Annotated in this window: 23 protein-coding genes; 10 read left to right on the top strand and 13 right to left on the bottom strand. The window is 62.1% G+C overall.

Going from position 1 to position 22899, the window contains the following annotated elements; genetic code table 11:
• Positions 1-105: 105 nt before the first annotated feature.
• From HJC04_RS04580 to pcaF, 3 genes are read left to right on the top strand one after another with little or no spacing between them, the layout of a single operon-like run.
• On the top strand, positions 106-813 hold the full coding sequence (locus HJC04_RS04580; RefSeq protein ID WP_210632235.1) for a 3-oxoacid CoA-transferase subunit A: 708 nt from the start codon (positions 106-108) through the stop codon (positions 811-813).
• The gene (locus tag HJC04_RS04585) at positions 810-1499 is read left to right on the top strand and encodes a CoA transferase subunit B (protein WP_210632236.1); all 690 of its coding nucleotides are present in this window, start codon (positions 810-812) and stop codon (positions 1497-1499) included. Before HJC04_RS04580 ends, HJC04_RS04585 begins: the two co-directional genes overlap by 4 nt.
• Positions 1500-1509: 10 nt before the next feature.
• Positions 1510-2715, top strand: a complete 1206-nt coding sequence (gene pcaF / locus HJC04_RS04590) for a 3-oxoadipyl-CoA thiolase (RefSeq protein ID WP_210632237.1) — start codon at positions 1510-1512, stop codon at positions 2713-2715.
• 185 nt (positions 2716-2900) lie between these two features.
• On the opposite strand, the gene HJC04_RS04595 is transcribed toward pcaF, so the two are convergent.
• Positions 2901-3839: a transglutaminase-like domain-containing protein gene (locus HJC04_RS04595; RefSeq protein WP_221144976.1), complete on the bottom strand. Its 939-nt coding sequence runs from the start codon at positions 3837-3839 to the stop codon at positions 2901-2903.
• A gap of 229 nt (positions 3840-4068) precedes the next feature.
• Here HJC04_RS04595 and HJC04_RS04600 point away from each other — a divergent pair, with 229 nt between their 5' ends.
• From HJC04_RS04600 to HJC04_RS04620, 5 genes are all read left to right on the top strand, one after another.
• On the top strand, positions 4069-4551 hold the full coding sequence (locus HJC04_RS04600; RefSeq protein ID WP_221144978.1) for a GNAT family N-acetyltransferase: 483 nt from the start codon (positions 4069-4071) through the stop codon (positions 4549-4551).
• Positions 4552-4684: 133 nt separating this feature from the next.
• Positions 4685-5899, top strand: coding sequence for an MFS transporter (locus HJC04_RS04605; RefSeq protein ID WP_221144981.1), 1215 nt, complete (start codon positions 4685-4687; stop codon positions 5897-5899).
• A 329-nt stretch (positions 5900-6228) separates the two neighbouring features.
• Entirely contained in the window at positions 6229-7023 is a 795-nt protein-coding gene (locus HJC04_RS04610) for an SDR family NAD(P)-dependent oxidoreductase (protein WP_210632241.1), read from the top strand.
• A 103-nt stretch (positions 7024-7126) separates the two neighbouring features.
• Entirely contained in the window at positions 7127-9283 is a 2157-nt protein-coding gene (gene glgX / locus HJC04_RS04615) for a glycogen debranching protein GlgX (protein ID WP_221144983.1), read from the top strand.
• A 15-nt stretch (positions 9284-9298) separates the two neighbouring features.
• Complete coding sequence (locus tag HJC04_RS04620) at positions 9299-10327, top strand: DNA topoisomerase IB (protein WP_210632243.1); 1029 nt, start codon at positions 9299-9301, stop codon at positions 10325-10327.
• On the opposite strand, the gene HJC04_RS04625 is transcribed toward HJC04_RS04620, so the two are convergent.
• The 3 genes from HJC04_RS04625 to HJC04_RS04635 form a co-directional block, all read right to left on the bottom strand.
• On the bottom strand, positions 10310-11035 hold the full coding sequence (locus HJC04_RS04625) for a glutathione S-transferase (protein ID WP_221144985.1): 726 nt from the start codon (positions 11033-11035) through the stop codon (positions 10310-10312). The genes HJC04_RS04620 and HJC04_RS04625 overlap by 18 nt on opposite strands.
• A 2-nt stretch (positions 11036-11037) precedes the next feature.
• A complete protein-coding gene (locus tag HJC04_RS04630) occupies positions 11038-11328 on the bottom strand; it encodes a DUF3175 domain-containing protein (RefSeq protein ID WP_221144987.1) in 291 nt (96 codons plus the stop codon).
• Positions 11329-11445: 117 nt separating this feature from the next.
• Positions 11446-11760: a plasmid stabilization protein gene (locus tag HJC04_RS04635; RefSeq protein ID WP_210632246.1), complete on the bottom strand. Its 315-nt coding sequence runs from the start codon at positions 11758-11760 to the stop codon at positions 11446-11448.
• 178 nt (positions 11761-11938) lie between these two features.
• Between HJC04_RS04635 and HJC04_RS04640 the strand changes: the two genes are divergently transcribed.
• The gene (locus tag HJC04_RS04640; protein WP_221144989.1) at positions 11939-12328 is read left to right on the top strand and encodes a hypothetical protein; all 390 of its coding nucleotides are present in this window, start codon (positions 11939-11941) and stop codon (positions 12326-12328) included.
• On the opposite strand, the gene HJC04_RS04645 is transcribed toward HJC04_RS04640, so the two are convergent.
• From HJC04_RS04645 to HJC04_RS04685, 9 genes are all read right to left on the bottom strand, one after another.
• Complete coding sequence (locus HJC04_RS04645) at positions 12325-15060, bottom strand: response regulator (protein WP_221144991.1); 2736 nt, start codon at positions 15058-15060, stop codon at positions 12325-12327. The two genes, HJC04_RS04640 and HJC04_RS04645, sit on opposite strands and share 4 nt — an antisense overlap.
• Positions 15061-15256: 196 nt before the next feature.
• Positions 15257-15805 (bottom strand): hypothetical protein, encoded by a 549-nt coding sequence (locus tag HJC04_RS04650; protein ID WP_221144993.1) that lies wholly within the window; start codon positions 15803-15805, stop codon positions 15257-15259.
• An 11-nt stretch (positions 15806-15816) separates the two neighbouring features.
• Entirely contained in the window at positions 15817-16548 is a 732-nt protein-coding gene (locus tag HJC04_RS04655; RefSeq protein ID WP_221144995.1) for an ABC transporter permease, read from the bottom strand.
• Positions 16548-16985, bottom strand: coding sequence for a YqaA family protein (locus tag HJC04_RS04660; RefSeq protein ID WP_210632251.1), 438 nt, complete (start codon positions 16983-16985; stop codon positions 16548-16550). Before HJC04_RS04660 ends, HJC04_RS04655 begins: the two co-directional genes overlap by 1 nt.
• A 4-nt stretch (positions 16986-16989) precedes the next feature.
• A complete protein-coding gene (locus HJC04_RS04665) occupies positions 16990-17277 on the bottom strand; it encodes a metal-sensing transcriptional repressor (RefSeq protein ID WP_405047652.1) in 288 nt (95 codons plus the stop codon).
• A gap of 63 nt (positions 17278-17340) precedes the next feature.
• Entirely contained in the window at positions 17341-18714 is a 1374-nt protein-coding gene (locus tag HJC04_RS04670; protein ID WP_221145226.1) for a cation diffusion facilitator family transporter, read from the bottom strand.
• A 172-nt stretch (positions 18715-18886) separates the two neighbouring features.
• The gene (locus HJC04_RS04675) at positions 18887-19666 is read right to left on the bottom strand and encodes a sulfite exporter TauE/SafE family protein (RefSeq protein WP_210632252.1); all 780 of its coding nucleotides are present in this window, start codon (positions 19664-19666) and stop codon (positions 18887-18889) included.
• A 78-nt stretch (positions 19667-19744) separates the two neighbouring features.
• Positions 19745-20623 (bottom strand): MBL fold metallo-hydrolase, encoded by an 879-nt coding sequence (locus HJC04_RS04680; protein ID WP_221144998.1) that lies wholly within the window; start codon positions 20621-20623, stop codon positions 19745-19747.
• Positions 20616-22115, bottom strand: coding sequence for an aminotransferase class V-fold PLP-dependent enzyme (locus HJC04_RS04685; protein ID WP_221145000.1), 1500 nt, complete (start codon positions 22113-22115; stop codon positions 20616-20618). Before HJC04_RS04685 ends, HJC04_RS04680 begins: the two co-directional genes overlap by 8 nt.
• Positions 22116-22211: 96 nt before the next feature.
• Here HJC04_RS04685 and HJC04_RS04690 point away from each other — a divergent pair, with 96 nt between their 5' ends.
• On the top strand, positions 22212-22694 hold the full coding sequence (locus tag HJC04_RS04690) for an Lrp/AsnC family transcriptional regulator (protein ID WP_221145003.1): 483 nt from the start codon (positions 22212-22214) through the stop codon (positions 22692-22694).
• Positions 22695-22899 lie beyond the last annotated feature (205 nt).

The raw sequence follows: 22899 nt of genomic DNA on the forward strand, positions 1-22899 counted from the left end.
TTGTGTGCGATATACGAACAAAAGTCAAATAACGCACAAAATATCTTGCCGCTGCTCCTGCTGCCTTCTATTCTAATGACAAGGAAGGGCTGAGGAGAGTTCCCCATGGACAAGACAATCGCGAGCACGGCGCAGGCCGTCTCCGAGATCGGCGACGGCGCCACCGTCATGATCGGCGGTTTCGGCGGCTCCGGCGCACCGATCGAGCTGATCCATGCCCTGATCGACAAGGGCCCGAAAAACTTGACTGTGATCAACAACAATGCCGGCAACGGCCGCATCGGCATCGCCGCAATGATCGATGCCGGCCTGGTCCGGAAAATGATCTGCTCCTTCCCGCGCTCCTCGGATCCGCGCGCCTTCACCGACAAATATCTGGCCGGCGAGATTGAGCTCGAACTGGTGCCCCAGGGAACGCTGGCCGAGCGCATCCGCGCCGGCGGCGCCGGCATTCCGGCCTTCTACACCCCGACCGGCTACGGCACCGAACTGGCCGAGGGCAAGGTCATCGCCGAATTCGACGGCCGCCACTATGTGCAGGAGCGCTGGCTGAAGGCCGATTTTGCGATCGTCAAGGCTCAGGTCGGCGACGTCCACGGCAACCTCACCTACAACAAGGCCGGCCGCAATTTTAATCCGCTGATGTGCATGGCGGCGGCCAGGACGATTGCCCAGGTCTCCTCGATCGTGCCGGCCGGCGGCATCGATCCCGAGCATGTGGTGACCCCCGGAATCTTCGTCGACCGTCTCGTCGCCGTCCCCCATCCCCAGCAGGAAGAAGAGCTCATCCGAGCCGGAGTGGCCTACGCATGACCGTCGATATCAGGGACGACATCAAACTTTCCAATGCGCAGATCGCCTGGCGCGTCGCCCAGGACATTGCCGACGGCGCCTATGTCAATCTCGGCATCGGCTTTCCCGAAATGGTGGCCCGCTATCAGCCGCCCGGCCGCCAGGCGATCTTCCACACCGAAAACGGCATCCTCAATTTTGGCGAGCCGCCAGCCGAAGGCGAAGAGGACTGGGATCTGATCAATGCCGGCAAGAAGGCGGTGACGCTGAAGCCGGGAGCCGCCTTCTTCCACCATGCCGACAGCTTCGCCATGGTGCGCGGCGGTCATCTCGATGTCGCGATCCTCGGCGCCTACCAGGTGGCGGAGAACGGCGATCTCGCCAACTGGCGGGTCGGCAGCAAGGGCGTGCCGGCGGTCGGCGGCGCCATGGACCTGGTGCATGGCGCCAAGCAGGTCTGCGTCATCACCGAGCACGTCACCAAGACAGGCGAGCCGAAGCTGGTGGAGAAATGCAGCTTTCCGCTGACGGGTGTGGCCTGCATCACCCGCGTCTATACCAGCCATGCCGTCATCGACATCGTCGACGGCCGTTTCGTCCTGCGCGAGAAGCTTGCCGCCATGTCGCTGGAGGAATTGCAGGCGATGACCGGCGCGGCCCTCCATCTCGAGGGGCCGGTGGCCGATCTCGTCGTCCCGAAACTCTAAAGGAAACGCCATGACCGAAGCCTTCATCTGCGACTATATCAGGACGCCGATCGGCCGCTTCGCCGGCGCGCTTTCTGGGGTGCGGGCCGACGATCTCGGCGCCATCCCGCTGAAAGCGCTGATGGCGCGCAACGGCAGCGTCGACTGGGAAGCCGTCGACGACGTGATCTTCGGCTGCGCCAACCAGGCGGGCGAGGACAACCGCAATGTCGCGCGCATGTCGGCGCTGCTCGCCGGCCTGCCGGTCGCGGTGCCGGGCACGACGATCAACCGGCTTTGCGGCTCCGGCATGGATGCGGTGATCACTGCGGCGCGCGCCATCCGCGCTGGCGAGGCGGAGCTGATGATCGCGGGCGGCGTCGAAAGCATGTCGCGCGCGCCCTTCGTTATGCCGAAGGCCGAGACGGCCTTTTCCCGGGCCGCCGAAATCCACGACACGACGATCGGCTGGCGTTTCGTCAACCCGATGATGAAGAAGCAGTACGGCGTCGATTCCATGCCAGAGACCGGTGAGAATGTCGCCGAGGACTACCATGTCAGCCGTGAGGACCAGGATGCCTTCGCGCTACGCAGCCAGACGAAGGCGGCGGCAGCACAGGCGAGCGGACGGCTGGCGAAGGAGATCATCCCGGTCACCATCCCGCAGCGCAAGGGCGAGCCCGTCATCGTCGACAAGGACGAGCATCCGCGCGCGACGACGATTGAGGCTCTGGCGAAACTTGGCACGCCCTTCAAGAAGGAAGGCGGCACGGTGACGGCGGGCAATGCCTCCGGTGTCAATGACGGAGCGGCGGCGCTGATCGTCGCCTCGGGAGCGGCGGCGCGAAAATACGGCCTGACGCCGATTGCCCGCGTCCTCGGCGGCGCATCTGCCGCCGTTCCGCCACGGGTGATGGGCGTAGGGCCGATCCCGGCCTCGCGCAAGCTGATGGCGCGGCTCGGCCTGATCCAGGAGCAGTTCGACGTCATCGAACTCAACGAGGCCTTTGCTAGCCAGGGGTTGGCGGTGCTACGCGAACTCGGCATTGTCGATGACGATCAACGGGTGAACCGCAATGGCGGCGCGATCGCGCTCGGCCATCCGCTCGGCATGTCGGGCGCCCGGATCACCGGCACGGCGGCGCTGGAGCTTGCCGAAACCGGCGGACGGTATTCACTGTCGACCATGTGCATCGGTGTCGGGCAGGGGATTGCGATCGCGCTCGAGAGGGTTTGAGCGCAAAACCGACGCTTGATATCGAGAGGCGCCGCATCTCCAGCTGAAGGTGCTCCGTTGCCGCGGCACATCATTTCAGACGCGAAATCCTATCACGGGAGATGGATTCCGGTTGCGCGCATGGGTCATGGGCAGTGGGAAAGCAGGTCCTTTCAGTCTGAAAGCGTGGGCAATCTTGCAGCGCTTCAGCCCTCGAGCACGCTTTCCTGACGCCGTCGCAATGAGTTGAAGACCGTGTGCGGGAGCCGTAGTTTAGGATCCTCGGAAAAACGCCGGCTCAACGCATCGAAATCTGCATCTGGATCGGCCGTAATCAAAGCGACCTCGTCAAAGAAATCCAGTTCGGAATGCGAAAGCGTCGCATTTAACGCGGGTTGCGCTCCCCAAACGTCCCAAGGCAGGATTTCGCGACCGTTGAGAGTGGCGAGATCTCGGATCAGGTTACCGGCGATGAACCACAGACCACGAAGCTGCTCAAACTCGATGCCGAACAGATTTGGATCGAGTTCTCCGCTGCGGCATCTGCGCCAGGCCTCGGAAGCGGTCAGGAATTGGGCGCGCGGAACGTCATGGATGTCGAAACGAATTCCGAGATTGCGGATGAAACCCCCGTCGAGCTGGCTGTCCAGCAGGGCCCAGCGCCCATCAGCCGCTTTCCAATACTCACATACCCAATGATCCTCGAACTTGCCCGGATTGAAGTAAGTGGCGAAGCCTCCGCGGCCACGGGCGGGAATTCCGTGCTGCCGAAGGATTGCGACGGACAGCAACATGTAATGGCGGCAGATTCCGACCAGACGCTTCTGGGGCGGCCGGGCGACGGAGAGCGGACGGTCGTCGAGCACCAGCAACGCATCGAGCATCTTCTCCAACGGCCGGACGTGGCTTTCGCCGCGGCGCGCTTCGGGAACCTTGTAACCGTAGAATGGTTCTGCGGCGTGCTCGTAGATCAGCAAAGCCTGCGCCGTGTGGGCAACGCCGGCCGGATCGGACGGCAGTATGTCGAGGAGCGCAGAATGGCGGCCGGGCGCGCTAAAGGCAGAATGCCTTGTATAATTTTCATGCTTGCAATGCTGCGCGCCATCATTGCCCGCGCAAGGGGCGGAAAGGGCCTTGGCGTTCATGATAAACCTCCTGCGGATGGACTGCCGGTACGCCTGTTCTGCCATGGGCTCTGAAGGGGTGCTTGATCCTGGTTGCTGACGTTTGCGCCTTATTCGCCCCTGGAGCTTTGTGAAGACAGCGCGCTGTTCGCTCCCGGCAGGGCGCATCGTAACCGGCACGATATAACCGGCCGCGCTATGAAACGCGCGGAACGTTGCGTGCCGCGATCTCCTTCGATAAAAACCCGGCATGCTGATCCGACTCGCAAACGACGACGACCGAAGCGCGATCTGGCGGATCATCGGCCCGACGATCCGCGCCGGCGAGACCTATGCGCTCGATCGCGATCTTTCCGAAGCCGATGCGCTCGCCTACTGGATGGGAGCGGACCGCGAGACCTTCGTCGCGGAAGAGGATGGCATTATCCTCGGCACCTATTACATCAAGGCCAATCAGGCGGGCGGCGGGCGCCACGTCTGCAATTGCGGCTACATGACCGATCCCGCCGCAAGAGGCCGCGGCGTCGCCCGCCGCATGCATGAACATTCGCTGCAGCATGCCCGCTTGCGGGGTTTTCGGGCCATGCAGTTCAACTTCGTCGTCAGCAGCAATCGCCGCGCCGTCGCGCTGTGGCAATCGCTCGGCTTCGACATCGTCGGCCGGCTGCCCGGCGTCTTCCTTCATCCGACCGAGGGCTATGTCGACGCCTTGGTGATGTTCCGCACTCTCTAAACGGCACGTGGAAAAAAGATGTAAGCGCGCTGTCGAAATCGCAGCGGTTCAAACGTCTTTAATCGCAAGGCGCGGAACCGGCGGACCGGCTGCACGCGCCGCGATCACTCTGTCGGCATGGAGGTATGAAGCCATGAGTGTTTCCTATCGTTGGGTCATCGTCGCAGTCGGCGCCCTGATGTCGTGCGTCGCCATCGGCGCAATGTTTTCGCTGGCGATTTTCCAGGAGCCGATCGCCACCGCGACCGGCTGGTCGCATGTCGGGATTGCCAGCGCCATGACGCTGAATTTCCTCGTCATGGGTCTCGGCGGTTTCCTCTGGGGGGCGGCAAGCGACCGTTTCGGGCCGCGCCTCGTCGTGCTGGTCGGCTCGGTGTTGCTCGGCCTGGCGCTGGTGCTCGCCAGCCGCACCGCAACGCTCATCGAATTCCAGCTGACCTATGGCATCCTGGTCGGACTGGCCGCCAGCGCCTTTTTCGCGCCGATGATCGCCGCGACCACCGCCTGGTTCGACGTCAACCGCGGTCTTGCCGTATCACTCGTATCGGCCGGCATGGGGGTGGCGCCGATGACCATCTCGCCCTTCGCCCGCTGGCTGATCTCGGCCTATGAATGGCGCCCCGCCATGTTGATCATCGGCGTCGCCACCTGGGTGCTGCTGGTGCCGGCCGCGCTGCTGGTCAGGCGCCCGCCTGCCGAGAGCGTCGATGCCGGCACGGAGTTTGCCGCGGCGGGCGCTCGGCCGCAGCTGTCGAAAGTCTTCCGGTCGCCGCAATTCATCGTGCTCGGCCTCACCTTCTTTGCCTGCTGTGCGGCCCATTCCGGGCCGATCTTCCACATGGTCAACTATGCGACGATCTGCGGCGTCGCGCCGATGGCGGCCGTCAGCATCTACAGTGTCGAAGGCCTGGCGGGCCTCGGCGGCCGGCTGCTCTATGGCAGCCTCGCCGACAGGCTCGGCGTGAAGCCGGTCCTAGTCGCCGGCCTCCTCGTGCAGGCGGCCGCACTCGCGACCTATCTCCTGGTCAGCGAGCTGACGGAGTTCTATGCGCTCGCCATCGTCTTCGGCAGTGCCTATGGCGGCGTAATGCCGCTCTATGCGGTGCTGGCGCGGGAATATTTCGGCCAGCGCATCATCGGCACCGTGCTGGGCGCGGCGACGATGCTCTCCAGCCTCGGCATGGCCTTCGGCCCTCTGATCGGCGGCTGGATCTTCGATACGTTCGCTAATTATTCCTGGCTGTTCATCGGTTCTGCGATGGTTGGGCTCGGGGCTGCGGCAATCGCGCTGGCATTTCCGCCGCTTGTCCGGCGGGAGCAGGAGGCGGTTTTCGGTGTGTCGTCTTGAGGAGTCTCCAATCAAGGAAGTCTGCAAGACCAGTCTCAAGAAAGAACCCTCCCCAATCCCTCCCGATAAGGGGGAGGGGCTAAGCTCTCGCTGTATGGGGCCAAACAGCGAAACTTTTCTGCAGATGAAACGGTGAAATGGTACGCGGTTGCGGCACTTTGGTCCCTTCCCTTGTGGGGAGGGGTCTTTGGCCCGAACCGGCCAGCCATGACATCTTCCAGGACGCAAATCTCCGGCTTTCGTGCATTGCCCTTCCCCGATTTCGGCTGATAGACTTCCCCCATCTGTTTCATCACCTATGTCCTTGGTTTTCGGGAGGCTTCTTGGCCATGACAGAACTTGCTCAATTGCTCGCATCCATCAATCTGCCGGATCTCGCCGGCAAGGCCGTGCTGATCACCGGCGCCTCGACCGGGATCGGCGCGGCGCTCGCCCGCGCCTTTGCGGCTCAAGGCTGCAAGGTCGGGGTGCATTACAACGCCAGCCGTGAACCGGCCGAGAAGCTCGCCGAGGAAATCCGAGCCGCCGGCGGTACGGTGCATCTGATCCAGGGCGACGTGTCGAGGGAAGGCGAGACCGAGCGTGTCGTCGAGGAGACGGCGAAGACCTTCGGCCATCTCGACGGGCTGATCAACAATGCCGGCGGCATGCTGGGGCGCAAGCCAACCTCCGAATATACCGACGCCCATTATGCCGCGGTGATGGACCTCAACGCCCGCTCGGTGCTGGCGGCGACGCGCGCGGCCCATCCCTGGCTGAAAAAGCAGGGCGGCTTCATCATCAACACCACCTCGATCGCCGCCCGCAACGGCGGCGGCAATGGCGCGGTCCTCTACGCCGCCTCCAAGGGCTTCGTCTCGACCATCACCCGCGGCCATGCCAAGGAGTTCGTCGCCGACAGGATCCGCGTCAACGCGGTGGCGCCGGGCGTGATCGCCACGCCCTTCCACGAGCGCTATACCAATGACGAGCAGATGGAGTTGCAACGCAAATCGATTCCGATGGGCTTCGTCGGCACATCGGAGGATTGCGTCGGGGCCTATCTCTTCCTCGCTTCGCCAACACTTTCGGGCTACATCACCGGCCAGGTCATCGAGGTCAACGGCGGCCAACTGATGCCGTAAACGCTTCGATCGGCAAACGACAGCGTCCGCTTTTGCCTAGGGCTACGGAACTTTCGAACCACCTTCACGTTTCCCGCTTGGTCTTTTCATCAAGCGGGGCGCCATGAGCTTTTCCTTTTCGGAACTCGACTTCCTCAAGCCGGAGCTGGGGGCGGAGTATACGGGTTCCGGTACTCATTTCGCCGTCTTCTCGGCGCATGCGCAACAGATCGAGCTCTGCCTGTTTTCCCCTGACGGAAAAGATGAGATCGCCCGGCTGCCCTTGCCCAAACGCGAGGGCGACATCTGGTCGGGCTATATAGCCGGTATCGGACCGGGCACCGTCTATGGCTATCGCGCCCATGGCCCCTATGATCCGGGCGCCGGCCATCGCTTTAATCCGAACAAGCTGCTGCTCGACCCCTATGCCAAGCAGGTGACGGGCGAACTGCAATGGCACGATGCACTCTTCGGCTATCGGATCGGCGAGGACGATCTTTCCTTCGACGACCGCGACAGCGCGCCCTTCATGGTCAAGGGCGTCGTCCAGGATCCCGACTTCGACTGGGCAGGCGAAGAGGCGATCCGGCGGCCGTGGCCGGATACGATCATCTACGAGGCGCATGTGCGCGGCCTGACGATGACGCATCCGAAAGTGCCGGACCGGCTGCGCGGCACCTTTCTCGGCATGTGCAGCGATCCGATCATCGATCATCTCGTCGGACTTGGCGTCTCGGCGATCGAGCTGCTGCCGATCCAGTATTTCCTCGACGACCGCTATCTCCTCGAAAAGAATCTGAGGAATTATTGGGGTTATCAGACGCTCGGCTTCTTCGCGCCGCAGGCGCGCTATCTCTCAAGTGACAAGATCACCGAAATCAAGACCATGGTGAAGAGGTTCCATGCGGCCGGCATCGAGGTCATCATGGACGTGGTCTACAACCATACGGCCGAAGGCAGCGAGAAAGGGCCGACGCTCTCCTTCCGTGGGCTCGACAATGCGAGCTATTACATCCTCTCTCCCGACGATCCCCGCCACACTTTCGATACGACGGGGACCGGCAACACGCTGAATGTCGCCAATCCGATGGTGATGCGCATGGTGCTCGACAGCCTGCGCTATTGGGTCGGCGTCATGCATATCGACGGCTTCCGTTTCGATCTTGCCAGCACGCTCGGCCGACAGGATCTGGAATTCGACCGTCAGGGCCTGTTCTTCGGCGCCATCCGTCAGGATCCGATCCTTGCCGGCGTCAAGCTGATCGCCGAACCCTGGGATATTGGCGCGGGCGGTTATCAGGTCGGCGGTTTCCCACATCCCTTCCGCGAGTGGAACGACAAGTTCCGCGATGACGTGCGCCGTTTCTGGAAGGGCGACGGCGGCATGGTGTCGGAGCTGGCGGCGCGCATCACCGGTTCGGCGCCGCAATTCAATCATTCCGATCGGGGCGCGACCTCCTCGATCAATCTTTTGTCTGCCCATGATGGCTTCACGCTGATGGATACGGTGTCCTTCGACGGCAAGCACAACGAGGCAAACGGCGAGGATAACCGCGACGGGCATTCCGACAATCATTCCGACAATATGGGGGTCGAGGGTGCGACCGATGATCTCGAGATAAACGCGGCACGCGCACGCCGACGGCGCAACATGATGGCGACGCTGATGCTGTCACAGGGCGTGCCGATGATTTTGGCCGGCGACGAGCTCGGCAACAGCCAGGGCGGCAACAACAACGCCTATTGCCAGGACAACGAGATCGGCTGGACGAGCTGGGACGGGCTGGACGACCCCTTCCTCGATTTTTGTCGGCAGGCCGTTGCCTTCCGCAAGGCTCATCCCGTCCTGCGCCAGGAGCGGTTCCTGACGGGGGAGACCAGTGAAGACGGGCGTATCGAGATCGCCTGGTACAAACCCGACGGCAGTTTCATGGACGACGGAGCCTGGAACGACGACGGACTGCAGGTACTCGGCGTCTACTTCTCGAAGAGCGCGCATGCACTCGATACCGAGAAGATGGACGACCTCTTCCTCGTCTTCAATGCCGGCGGTGATTGCGAAGTTCATCTGCCTGAGGTGAACGGACTGACGCAGTGGTCACGGGTTCTCGACACCGGGGCGGAGACCGGCGCCTTCGAGGTACACGACGAGGCCAATCCTGTCATGGTCTACACCCAGAGCTTGGCCGTCTTTGCGCCGACAGGCCAGACGCAACCGCCGGAAGGGGCGACCAAGGCCCAGCGCCGCCGGTGGTTTCAGTTCGGCCGCCGTGACAAATAGCGGGTCGCCATCAGCATGAATGCCGAAACCATTACCGAACTTGGCCTGATCTATGTCAGCGATACCGAACCGGGCATCCGCAGGCGAAGGAAAGGCAAGGGCTTCAGCTATGTGATGCCTGACGGTACGACGCTTTCCGATGAATCGCAGCGGGCGCGCATCGGTGCGCTCGGCCTGCCGCCCGCCTACGAGAACGTCTGGATCTGTCTCTACGAGAACGGTCATCTGCAGGCGACCGGCATCGATGCGCGCGGGCGCAAACAATACCGCTATCACAAGGACTGGCAATCGTTCCGCAGCGCCGGGAAGTTCTACCAGCTGATTGAATTCGGTCAGGCATTGCCGAAGATCCGCCGCACCGTGCTGCGGCATCTCGACACCGGTGCCGAGGATGTCAACGGCGTACTGGCGGCTCTGACGACACTGCTCGACGAGGCGCATCTGCGGGTCGGCAACCAGGCCTATGTCAGGGAGAACGGCACTTATGGCGCGACGACCCTATTGAAGCGCCATCTGAAAATCGTCGACGGGCGGATCGAGCTCAAGTTCCGGGCCAAGGGCGGCAAGCGCGTGCAGCGCAGCCTCAAGCATCCGAGGCTACAGAAAATCCTGGAAGAAATTTCCGACCTTCCCGGCCGCCAGCTCTTCGTCTGGAAGGATGAAAGCGGCGCGCTGAAACCGGTCGATTCTGGCCGGCTGAATGCCTACCTAGCCGAAATATCGGGGATTCCGATCTCCGCCAAGACGTTCCGCACCTGGGCCGGATCGCTGGCGGCCTTCGGGGTCGCCCGCGAAAGGATCGTCGGCGGCGGGCGGCCGACGGTGAAGGAAATGTCGGAGGCTGCGGCCGAGGCGTTGCACAATACACCGGCGATCTCACGCTCGAGCTACATCCATCCGGCCATCATCGGCCTCGCCGGCAATGGCCATGCTTTGATCGAAGGCGGCAACGAACCGCTGCGGGGCTTGCGCGCCGAGGAAAACAGGCTGCTTGATTTCCTCATACGCGAGACTGAACTGAACTCTTCAGCTTTCGGCGTCTAGCTCGGGATAGTGCCTGAAAATTCCATCCTCATTGAAGGCGAGGCGGCGAGGGGAGGCGAGATAACGGGCGATGTTCGGCCGCTTCGCCACCGCATCGTGCAGGGCAAGGAGAGCAGGGTACTCCGCGTTGCGCTTCGCCATGGCTTTGGGAAAGGCATAGGTGAGACCCTCGATCACCTGAAAGACCGAGAGGTCGACATAGGTGAGAGCGTTGCCGATCATATGATCGGCGCCTTCTGGATTGCGCTTCAGGACACGCTCGAAATAACCGAGGAATTTTGGAATGCGATCGCGGGTGAAGGCGGCCGAACGGGTTTTGGCTTCCTGCTTCTGGTCTTCGTAATAAAGAGACAGGTCGATCGGGTGGTGCGTATCGTGCGCTTCGGCGACGAAATCGGTGATGGTGAGCTGCAGGCCGTTGGCGACATAGCGAAGGCTTTCATCCTCCGGCGCAAGGCCGAGCTTCGGCCCGAGGTAAAACAGGATGTTGGCGACATGCGGGATGAGGAGGTCGCCGTCCTTCAGGAAGGGCGGAGCGAAGGGGATGTGCGGCTCGCCTTCGCTCTTCATGATCTCAAGCATGGCGCCTGTTCCCCGGCCGGGCTGACGCGTGACGTCGACATAGTCGGCGCCGGCTGCTTCCAGTGCCAACCGCACAAATTCGCCGCGGCCTTGAATGCCGTCCCAATAATAAAGCTCATATGCCATGCTCAATGCCTCGGTTGACGACCGAAGTCTTTTCGCAGTTCGTCCTTGGCCTTTTCAAGGGTGTCGCGCCGCTTTTTCGACAGCTGCTCGCCGGCGCGGTTGATGTAGAAGGTCAGCATCGACATGGCAGCGCGAAACGGGCTGGACTTGCGGCGATCGCTCTCCTCGGCGGAATGCTTGATCGACCGGGCAATCTTCTTCGGATCGTCCGATTTGAACGCGCCTTCCTTGAGGTCCATAGCGTTGCTGTGCTCGGTAACGTTCTGGGACCATTTCTTCTTCGATTTGGCCATGACGAAAACCCCTTTGCCGGACGGGCTGGCGATAGACTGACGCTTGCCGTTTCCCTTATCGATTACAGAGTTGGAGCATGACGGCGCCCGAAACCGCTCACACCCTTCGGCACATGCTTAGTGGTGGCTATGGTGCTCGTTGCGCTTGCGTGTCGCGGCCGCCTTCTTGGCGGAAGCGGACCGTTCCTCCTTCGAGCGTGCCGCGGATGCAGCGCCGCCAGCCCGGCCGCCTTTTTCAGAGGATTCATGCGTATCCTTCTTGCCGCGGCCGGAACCCGATTTGTTGCCGCCGCCGCTTTCCTTGTTGACGGTCGCCCAGGCGCGCCGTTCGGCCTCCTTTTCGGAGACGCCGCGCTCCTCGTAGCTCTCCTCGATGTGTTCGGCCTTGCGTTTCTGCTTGTCGGTATAGTCGGATTTGTCTCCTCGCGGCATCTTCGCCTCCTGTGGTTTGCAAAGCGCTCGAACGCGGTTTGTAAGAGAAACCAACCGGTGCCGAGGGTAAAAGTTCCCTCTAGGGTCATTGTCCCAGATTTCGGAACAAAAGCCGGTTTTCTCAGGTTTCCGATGTGTGAGCCTGCTTAAAGCCTGCATGCGGCAAGGAACCGAGAACATGGAAAAACACATCGTCAAAGCCGATGGAAACGGCGCGATCGACGTGAACGGCCAGGTATCGCCGGTCACCTACACCGTCAGCGTCAAGGAAGGGAAGGGGCATTCCTACGAGGTCGATATCCGCCTGATGGCGCCGCGCGACTGGCTGCTGCAGAGGGGTTTCAACAGGGATGCCGTGCTTGTCAGCCAGAGCGGCGCCCGGATTCCCGTCTATCACGATGGTGCCAATCATCACGATGGCGGCAGCCATCACGATGACGATCATCATGACGGCGGCCGCCTCGATCCTGGCGACACGATCTCGATCGTATTGACGGCCCGCGACGACAGCTGCACCAGCGAGGTCGACCTGATGCGCAAATATCCCGAATTCGACGGTGCGGGTTAGAGCGGTTCAGCTTGGGAAAGCTGGGCGGCGCTCTTGACCGCCCGATCGAGTGCGGCGCTGGTGTAGGGTTTCGTCAGCAGCACCGAGCCGAAGAAGCGATCGGCGTCCGGCGGGTCGCTGTCGCCTGTGGCGAAGACCAGGCCGATGGACGGAAAGGCCTCCCGCGCCTTGGCGGCGAAGGCCGAGCCCGACATGCCGGGCAGGCCGACGTCAACGACGATGACGTCGAGGAGCGTGTGGCCAAGGATATCAACGCCCTGTTCGCCGCTGTCGGCCTCGATGACGTCGTAGCCGAGGTCCTGCAGGATTGCTGCGGTATCCATCCGAATGAATGCGTCGTCTTCCACGAGCAGCAGCCTCAGCTTGCCGGCCGTGCCGGAAACCTTTGGATCAGGTTGCTTTGCATTGGACACCGGCGCATTGGCCTCCACCTGGTGGCGTTGCGGCCGGTTGGCGAGCACTTGGCGGATCTTGCGGGCGAGCTCCTCGCGCGTATAGGGCTTGGAGAGCAGCTCCAGGCCCGGATCGAGCCTGCCGCCATGGACGATCGAGTTTTCGGTATAGCCCGAGGTGTAGAGCACGGCGATGTCGGGCAGGCGCTGTCGCGCCATGCGCGCAAGCTCCAGGCTCCGCAAGGGGCCGGGCATGACGACGTCGGTAAAGAGCAGGTCGATATGGGCGCCGCTCTCGATGACGGTGAGGGCGCTGTGCGCATCCTTCGCCTTCAGCACGTAATAGCCGAGGTCCGAGAGCATCTCGACGACCGTGGCGCGAACGCCCTCGTCGTCCTCGGCGACAAGAATGGTTTCGGTTCCGCCGGTCGCCGGCATGGTGTCGGCCGCCAGGGCGCGATCCTCGCTGCGGAACGAGCGGGCGAGGTAGAGTTTGACGGTCGTGCCTTCGCCGATCTCGCTGTAGATCTTCACATGGCCGCCGGATTGTTTGACGAAGCCGTAGACCATCGACAGGCCGAGACCGGTGCCTTTGCCTTCCGGTTTCGTCGAGAAGAACGGCTCGAAGGCCTGCTCCATCACCTCTTGCGTCATGCCGGAGCCGGTATCGGTGATGGCGAGCACGACATACTGGCCGGCCTTCACCTCAGGATGGCTGCGACTGTAGGAATCGTCAAGGAAGGCGTTGCCGACCTCGATCGTCAGCTTGCCGACGCCATCCATCGCGTCGCGCGAGTTTATCGCGAGGTTGAGCAGGGCGTTTTCGATCTGGGCCGGATCGGCGAAGGTGCTCCAGAGACCGCCGGAAACGATGGTCTCGACTTCGATTTCCTCGCCGAGCGCGCGACGCAGCATGTCGTCCATGCCGGTGACCAGGCGGCCGATATTGACGACCTTCGGCTCCAGCGGCTGGCGGCGGCCGAAAGCGAGCAGCTGGCTTGCCAGCCGCGACCCGCGTTCGACGGCAGCGAGCGCATTCGCGATGCGCTCCCTGGCCCGGCCGTTCTCCGCCACGTCCTTGCCGAGAAGCTGCAGATTGCCCGAGATCACCTGCAGCAGATTGTTGAAGTCATGGGCAACGCCGCCGGTGAGCTTGCCGATCGATTCCATCTTCTGCGACTGCTGGAGCGCTGCTTCGGCCTGTTGGCGATCGGCGATCTCGGCCGCGACCCGGACCTCGAGCAGTTCGTTGAGTTTGCGCAGCTGATCTTCCATGTGGCGACGCTGGTCGATTTCGATTTTGGCGGCGCGGAACAGCCGGATATTGTCGATCGCGACGGCCGATTGGCCGGCGAGGCTGACGAGGCTCGCCTCGGCCGCTTGAGAGAAGCGGCCGGGTTCGCCGTGGCCGAAGAACAAGCCGCCGATGACGCTGCCGTCGCGCGATTTCACCGGCACGGCGAGATAGCTCCTGACCGGCAGATGCCCCGTCGGCATGCCGGAATGCGGCGGATTCTGGCCGTAGCGCCGGTCGAGCTGGATGTCGTCGGAGCGCATGATGCCTTCGCCGCTGAAGGTCGGCTCGAAGACTTTTGTATTGCGTGGCATCGGGAATTTCTCGAAGTTCTTCCGGTCGACGCCGGAGAGCGCGTAAAGCATGTAGCTGCCGCCCTCGCCGTCATCGACATTGTAGAAGAAGGCGCCGAATTCGGCGCCCGTCAGCGTCACGCCGGCATCGACAACAATCTGGGTGAGACGTTCGACATCGGGCTCGATGGTGATAGCGGCGCCTGCCTGGTTGACGACTGCAAGCGCCTCCGATTTGGCGCGCAGTTCTTCCAACGCCAGCTTCTCGCCGCGCTTGGCGGCTACCTGGTCGGTGACGTCGAGGGTCGCGCAGAGGATGCCGGCGATGGTGCCGTCATCGTCGCGCAGCGGCGTATAGGAGAAGGTGAACCAGGTATCCTCGGTGCGGCCGTCCCGGCGCATCGGGATGAGCAGCTCTTTGAAGAGCTGCGGCCTGCCTTCGAGCGTGCTGGCGACGATCGGCGAGAACTGTTCCCAGATATCCGCCCAAACCTCGCGAAAGGGTCTTCCGAGTGCGGCAGGATGCCGGTCGGGGAAAACAGGCACATAGGCATCATTGTAAAGAAAGGCGAGATCCGGACCCCAGGCGACGAATTCCGGCTGGCGCGAATTCAACACCATTTCGGCGATATGCTTGAGAGAAGCAGGCCAGCTTTCGACCGGTCCGAGACCGACGGCGTCAAAGGCCGGATGCCGCAACAATTCGCCGATTTTGCCGCCGCCTCTCGGCCAGCCGTTGCCGACGCTTCCCATTCAAAACCGCTTCCCTGTCGCCCGCCGCGCCGGTGTGAACGGCAGAAATTCAACGTTCTACAGCATCTCTTGCGCGCCTGAAAAGGTGCGCACCGTAGGGGTTCAGCTCGTCCAACCGTCAACATAGAGGCTTGCAATGGCAGGGAAAGGGTCCGGTTGAAATATCGGTGTTCAGTGCTTTGTCATCGGGACAGGTTCAGTGCTCGGTTTGCTGCTCGGCGACGACGCTCGCGAGCACCTCGTCGCTACCGTTCGGGTAGATGGGAAGATCGAGCGTCACCGCCTCTTTCAACCCGTCGCGCTCGATCGTGAAGAACTTCCGAATACGTCCTTCACCGTTCTGCTCGCCGGACGGTTTTGCCGCTCTCGTCGAAACCAGACTGCGCTCGAAGCCCTCGGCATCGGTACCGGCGAAGGCCATCGTGCAGCTCTCGACAGCCTTCTCGCCGACCGTAGCCCTTCCAACGACCAGGGCCTCGAAGGGCGCGGCGCTGCCCGCCCCGGTGATCCAGCCGTCGAATGCCACGGGCTCCGAAAGAGGCAGAATGCTCAACACCATGTCGGCAGCAAGCGCCGGCCACTTGTTTCGGTGCGCGAGAGCGGCCGCGCGATCATACTGCGGCCCGCGGTCCAGGCAGCGGTCGGCAAAGCGGTCGAACGAAGACAGAGCATCGTCGGCCAGGGCGTCGGCGAGAGGCCCGAATGCAATCGCCGCCGAGACGAGTATAGTCTGAAGTCTTCGCATCGCTCTGATCCTCATCGCGCGTTCAGCCAGTTCGCTATCTCGACCGCGGCGACGGCGACGAGCACGAGGCCAGCCACACCGGACGTCGCGCGCGAGACGGAGGCAAGCAATTGCGGATGCCTTCTCATCAGATAGGAGATCCTGTTCCGGAAGACCACTGCGAGCAGGGCGACCGCGGACAAGGTCAGAGCGACGCCCATCATCATCGTGGCGGCGAACAGCAGGCCGGTGACGACGACCTGGTGGATCATCGCGAAAGTCATCACGAACAAGGTAAGCGGGCATGGCACGAGGCCGGCGGCAAATCCCATCAGCAGGCCTTCACCCTGAGCGTGCGAGTGGCTATGCCGGAGGAGCGCGGTCAGCACCATCCAGAGACCGATGACGCCCAGCAGCCCGCGACTGACGACCTCGAGTGCCGGCGACGACCCGGCGTCGACGAATGAGGGCGATATCAGGGGAAGGGCGAGCAGCGCGATCACCACGGCCATCGTGACATGGGTGAAAGACAGCGCGAGCGACACGAAGAGCGCCCGATGCGCTTTTGCGGACGAGCCCGCCAGATAGGTGGCGAGCACCGATTTGCTGTGGCCGGGGGTCATCGCATGAACGGCCCCGAAGACGACGCCCATCGGCAGGAAGGCCAGAAACGATGCCCAGCCACTGCCCGCGGCGAAGTCCTTTATATGGCCGGCAAAGGTCAGGTAGATTTCCCGCTGGATGTCGATGATCTGCTGAAACATCAGGCCAGCCCCGTTGTCACTGCTGCAAGCACCAGATATCGCCCCACTTTGGCGACGGTCACCAACAGCAGGAAGGTCGGCAGGGGCTCCCGCAAGAGACCGGCCACGACCGTAATCGGGTCGCCGACGATTGGCAGCCAGCTTGCGAGCAGCGACCATTTGCCGAAGCGACGATACCATAGCTGCGCCCGGTCGAGGGCCGTCGGTCCCACTGGAAACCACCGTTTCTCCCGAAAGCGTTCGATGCCGCGGCCGAGCAGCCAGTTCGCCAGTGCACCGAGAACATTGCCGAGACTGGCAACGACGAGCAACCAGAAGACAGGGAACTTCTCGGACAGGAGGAGGCCGACCAGAACGGCTTCCGACTGCATCGGCATGATCGTCGCAGCCCCGAAGGCGGTCGCGAACAATCCCAGATAGGCCAGCAGGTCGGCCATGCAGTCAAAGATATTTCGTGATCGTCTTGAACTCGTCGATCGACTGCCGCTTATCGCGGGGGAGGGCGCCGACGGTGTCTTCGAGGCAATGGTCGAGATGGTCCTGGATCAGCGTGCGCTTGGCGTTGACGATGGCCTTCTCGACGGCGGAAAGCTGTTGCGCGATGTCGAGGCACGGCTTGCCGCCCTCGATCATCGCGATGACGCTTCGGAGGTGGCCTTCGGCCCGCTTCAGGCGTTTGACGATCTCCGGATGGGTGGCGTGGGTGTGCGGTTCGCTCATCGTGTCCATGTTCTCGATCCTTCCGAGGGGAAGGCGGCTCGACCTTACGCCGGCGACCGCCCCCGGGACAAGTCAGTGATGATGGCCTTCCGGCTCTTCCATCCGGAAGGGAAGGTCGTCGATCTCGACGCCCGCCATCAGCTTCAGCATGGCGTCGAACTCGTGCGGTTCGGCCGGGGCGACGGCGCTTACCAAAGCATGATGATCGGTCGGCGAAGGAAGAAGCGGCAGCCGTTCGACACTGCCATCGCGGGCGATCTCCACCACGGCCTCGAGTCCCTTGACGTGCTTCGAGATCGAAAGGCGTAGGCGCTCGCCGTCCGGCGTGTCGACGATCTCCAGCAGTCCGGTCGCCAATCGGGAACTCACCGTGAACGGAGCGGGCGCGTGATCATGGTCAGGTGCGGCATGTGCCGGCTGATGCTCGTGCGCCGCGGAAGCCGAAGCCGGGGTCGCGCCGCCGTCGTCGAACTGGATTGTGGCGTTTCCAAGCGAGGGCAGATGTCCCTGCAACTCGCGGCGCAGGGCGGTCGCGATGGCGTTCGCCTCCGAAACGGTCTTCGACCGATCGACGGCGATGACCACGTCGGTGAAGAGCTTATGGCCAAGCCAGCGGGCCTTTACGTCGATGATCTCGTCGATACCTCTGATGCGTTCGGCTGCATGGCGGATATCGTCCGTGATCCCCGGTTCGACGCCATCCAGGCTACGGGTGACGATGGCCCTCGCGGACTGCCAGACGATGCCGAAGATCGCCAGCGTAATCATGAGGCCGACAATGGGGTCGGCGAGCGGGAAGCCAAGCCAGACGCCGATCGCGCCGAGCACGACCGCAAGACTTGTCAGGCCGTCGGTGCGCGCATGGTAACCGTCGGCAATCAGCGCTGCGCTGTTCATCTCGCGGCCCACCCGGATGCGGAACACCGCGACTGCCTCATTACCGACGAAGCCGACGACGCCCGCGATTGCGACCGCGGCGAGCTGTGTAATCGGCTGCGGATTCAAGAGGCGGTCGATCGCTTCGTAGCCGGCGACGAGCGCGCTGAAGAGAATGATGAGAACGATAACGAGGCCGGCGTACTCCTCGACGCGGCCGAGACCGTAGTTGAAAGTCTTCGTCGGCGCCCGACGGACGAGCGAAAAGGCGATCCACAGCGGAATGGCCGTCGCGGCGTCGCCGACATTGTGGATGGTGTCCGCAAGGAGCGCAACGCTGCCCGAATAGAAGACGACGACCAGCTGCAGCGCTGCGGTGATCGCCAGAATGACGAAGGACCATTTGATGGCCCAGATGCCGCGCTCGGAGGAGGCGATGCTCGGGTCGACGACGCCGTGCGTGTGGCCGTGTCCGCCCTCACCGTGCGAGTGCCCATGCGCGCCGTGGACATGCGAATGCGCCTGGCCCGCCTGGCCGAAATCGAACAATTCCTTGATAGTCGAAAGCATTGCCTGCTCCAGGTTCGAAACCGCCATTCCTATCCCCCTGGAGAGGATAGGGCAAGCTCGAACGCCGGGAGCCGACTCGTTAAACCGTTACATGCAGGTGCCGGCAAGCCGCTGCTCGGCAATCTGAAGGGAATGTGGAAGCACAAGCACATTGACCGGGGCTAACGGCGACCTATCCGAGGAGGGTGCTCCACGCCATGGCGATGCCGAACGTGAGAATGGCGCCCGCAAAAACACTGTTGAGCGCAGATTGATAGGGCCTAAGGCGGTGCACAAGCTTGCAGCCGAGGACGGCGCCAAACGCGCCTCCCGCGATGAAGACCGCGGCGAGCGGCCAGTCGACGAGACCTGAGATGGAATAGGTGGCAGCCGTAGTCGAACCGAACGCCACGATCGCGACCAAAGAGGTCGACACCGCATTGATCGTCGGCATTCCGGTGGAAAACACCAGGCCGGGGACGATCAGGAAGCCGCCGCCGATTCCGAAAAAACCGGAGACGACGCCGCTTCCACCACCGATCGCAAGAACCTTGGTGGTGTTCCGAGGTTCGAAGATACAGGTATCTTCGCTGGCGACGCTTATTCGACGCAGCATCAAGATGGCGATGGCGATCATCAGCCCCGAGAAATACAAAAGTAGATGCTTCCCATCGAGCATCTTTCCGATCGATGCTCCGAGCAGCGCCCCGACGGTCCCAGTCGCGCAGTAAAGTCCCGCATACCGCCATATCACCGTTCCTCGGCGCGCGTGCATGACCAGGCTGATCAACGCATTCGAAGCAACGGCAACGGCGCTGGTGGCAATGGCGGTATGGGCGTCGGTCAGCCCTACGGCATGCACAAGAAGCGGGACTGCAAGGATGGAGCCTCCGCCGCCCAAAAGGGCGAGGGTGAAGCCAACCAAGGCGCCGCTGAGGGTCCCCATGCCATATTGAAAAAGATCTAGCGCCATTTTCAGGATCCTGCTCGAGCATAGAATGTTCAGTAAGCGGACGAGGTGCCGTATCGCCGAGAACAGCGATCGGGTTGCTCAGGACCAGACGGAACCTTGAAAGGCACCCATCGGGAGCTTGAGGTAGCGAAGGCCGTTTCCTTCGGGTTCCGGTAGCCGGCCGCCGTTGATGTTGACTTGCAGCGCGTGAAGTATGAGCTTCGGCATTGGCAGCGTCCGATCACGCGCCTCCCGAAGGTTGACGAACGCATCGGCGCAAGCACATCGCGCAACATGGATGTTTTCCGCCCTCTGACGTTCTACTGTGCTTTCCCAGAGTGGTTGCCGGCCGCCGGGCTGATAGTCATGTCCCACAAAGAGGCGCGTATCGCCGGGTAATGTCAGGATGTTCTGAATGCTCAACCAGAGTGACCTGGCGCTACCGCCTGGAAAATCCGCGCGGGCAGTGCCGCTGTCCGGCATGAAGACAGTGTCATGAACGAACACGGCGTCGCCCGCTGTGTAGGTGATCGAGGCAAGGGTGTGGCCGGGCGAATACATGACGCCGACCTCGATGTTCCCAACAGAGAAGGTGTCTCCATCGAAGAAGAGCCGATCCCACTGGCTGCCGTCGACGGGAAGATCAGGCCGGTTGTAGATCTTCGACCAGATTTTCTGAACATCCGTGATGCGGCTCCCGATCGCCGTTGGCGCGCCGGTCACCTCCTTCAGATAGGCGGCGGCCGAAAGGTGATCGGCATGCGGATGCGTGTCGAGGATCCAGTGCAGGCGCAGGTCCTGGTCCCGAATGTGACCCAACAGCATCTCGGCGTTGTGGGTCGTCGTCGATCCTGACTTCTCATCGAAGTCGAGAACCGGGTCGATGATCGCACAGGCCCTGGTTTGCGGATCGCTGACCACGTATTGAATCGAGAAGGTACGCGGGTCGAAGAAGGCGGCGACATCAGGTCTACGCACAGGCCGCCTCCTGTCGACCGGACGCGACCGGTGAGAAAATCGCGCGCGCCGGATCGAAGGTGTATTGCCCGACATAGGCCGATGCATCCCGCGCGAGTTGCGCGACCGAATCCAGGATGAAGGCAACCGTTTCGTCCGATGCCAGGACGCTCAAGTTGAGCCGCGTGAATCCGGGCTTCTCGATTTCGTTGCCAGCCAAGATCGCCTGCCGCATGCGCTGCGACGTCCGGGCGTCTATCGAAAGCAGCCGATGCACGTAAGGACCAGCGCAGGCGCAGCCGCCACGGGCCTGAATGCCAAACCGGTCGCTGAGCATGCGGGTGACCAATTGCTGGTGGATGTAGCTGCCCTTGCCATCGCGCACGCGAAACGAAAAGATCGGCAAGCGTGCAATAGAGGTGGAGCCAAGCAGTTCGATCTCCGAAACGTCCTTCCACGCGGTGAAGGCGCGCCGCGTGTATTCGTCATTCAGCCGCTTGATTGCATCGAGTCCGATCGCATCCTTGACCAGGAAGGCGAGCGCCGCACGGATGTCGCCGATGACGTTGGGCGTTCCCGCTTCCTCCCGAGACTCCAGGCTGTCGCTGTAATCGTGACCCGTGGGTGAAACGAATTTGACCGTGCCGCCACCGGACCAGGATGGCCTGCTCGCCACCACCGCGTCGTGCCGCACGACCAATACGCCGGAAGCCCCTGGGCCGCCCAGGAACTTGTGGGGTGACACGACGATGGCGTCGATTTCGGCACCATGGTCGGGAGTCATCGCAATCGGTACGTATGGTCCGGCCCCCGCGTAGTCCCAGACCACTTTGGCGCCTGCAGCCTTTGCAATCTTCGTGAGCGCCGTGACGTCGGTCAGGATGCCAGTGACGTTCGATGCGGCAGAGAACGAGCAAATGGTCAAATCTGCTGGGGTGTTCTCAAGGCCCTTCTGCAACATGACCGGATCGGGGCCACCGTCGTTGCCCTCGACAATTTCGATGACCTCCGCTCCGCTCTCGCGCCAAGGCAGGATGTTCGAGTGGTGTTCATATGGGCCGAGGATGACGCGCACGCTTTTGCCGGCCGCGATCGCATCGGTGACGCCCAGCAGGTTCACCAGGCGATTGAGGCCCGCCGTCGCGCCGGATCCCGCAAAAATGACGGCATGCTGTCGATCGGCACCGCAGAGCTCTCCAATGATTGAGCGGGCTTCCCGTCGAAGCCGGGTCATCATCCCTCCGCAATAGGACGCCTCGGTATGGCTGTTCGCGTAGTAGGGAAGGACGTCTTCGAGGATGAATTCTTCGATCTGTCTGAGGGCGCGTCCCGAAGCCACATAGTCGGCATAGACGAGATCCCTGGGGCCGAACGGGCCGTCGACCTTCGCCTTTGAGCCTATCAGCCCCGCCCTGAACCTGCCGATGGGGTCATCTCGGTTGAGATCACTCTTGAACTTGCCGAGAACAGTGGAGAGTTCTTTTGATGGATAGTGCGCCGCCAGCTCGTGCATCGTCATCCTCCGCGAAGGGTTTGACAACGATTCTAATCTGCATCACCGTTGAAAACTTCACCAATTTTTTGGATGAATGGGATAAGATTGGGTCGTATGATCGATAATAATTTGAAAATCGACGAAATTGATCTGAGGATTCTGACGTGCGCGCAGCGGGATTCTTCGCTTTCTCAACGTGACTTGGCCGAGCAGGTCGGACTGTCGCAGAATGCTTGCTGGCGCCGGCTTCAGCGCCTTTATGCGACAGGCATCATCAAAGGATCGCGCGCCTCCATCGATTTCGAAGCGCTCGGTTTTGATCTCACGGTGATCGTCATGATCCGAACTCGCCATCACTCAAAGGAATGGTCGGAAGATTTTCGCAAGCACGTCGACCGGATGCCGGAAGTCGTCGATTTCTACCGAATAGGCGGCGACTGGGACTACCTGATCAAGGTCATCACCAAAGGAATGTCGGGCTATGATACGTTCTACCAGAAGCTGATAACAAACTTCGATCTTGCGACAGTGACCGGCTATTTTTCGATGGAAGCAATCATCAGCAATCGCGCTGTGGACCTGATGCGCATGCGGTGACGCCTACGCCGAATCCGCGGTGCACCCCCAGCGGCGTGGCATTCAAACCTCACCGCCTAATTCCGGGGCCAGGTATGAATGCCGGCGGCCACACTGCTCCGTCGCGCCGGCGCGAAGTCGTCGTGGGCTGCGACGACCTCAATTCGATAGGCAGCGGTTCAAGAAGCTTCAACCGTCAGACAGCTCAGTTTTCTAACTTATGCGA

Origin of the sequence: Rhizobium sp. NLR8a (genome assembly GCF_019685235.1) — a bacterium.
Classification (GTDB): domain Bacteria; phylum Pseudomonadota; class Alphaproteobacteria; order Rhizobiales; family Rhizobiaceae; genus Rhizobium.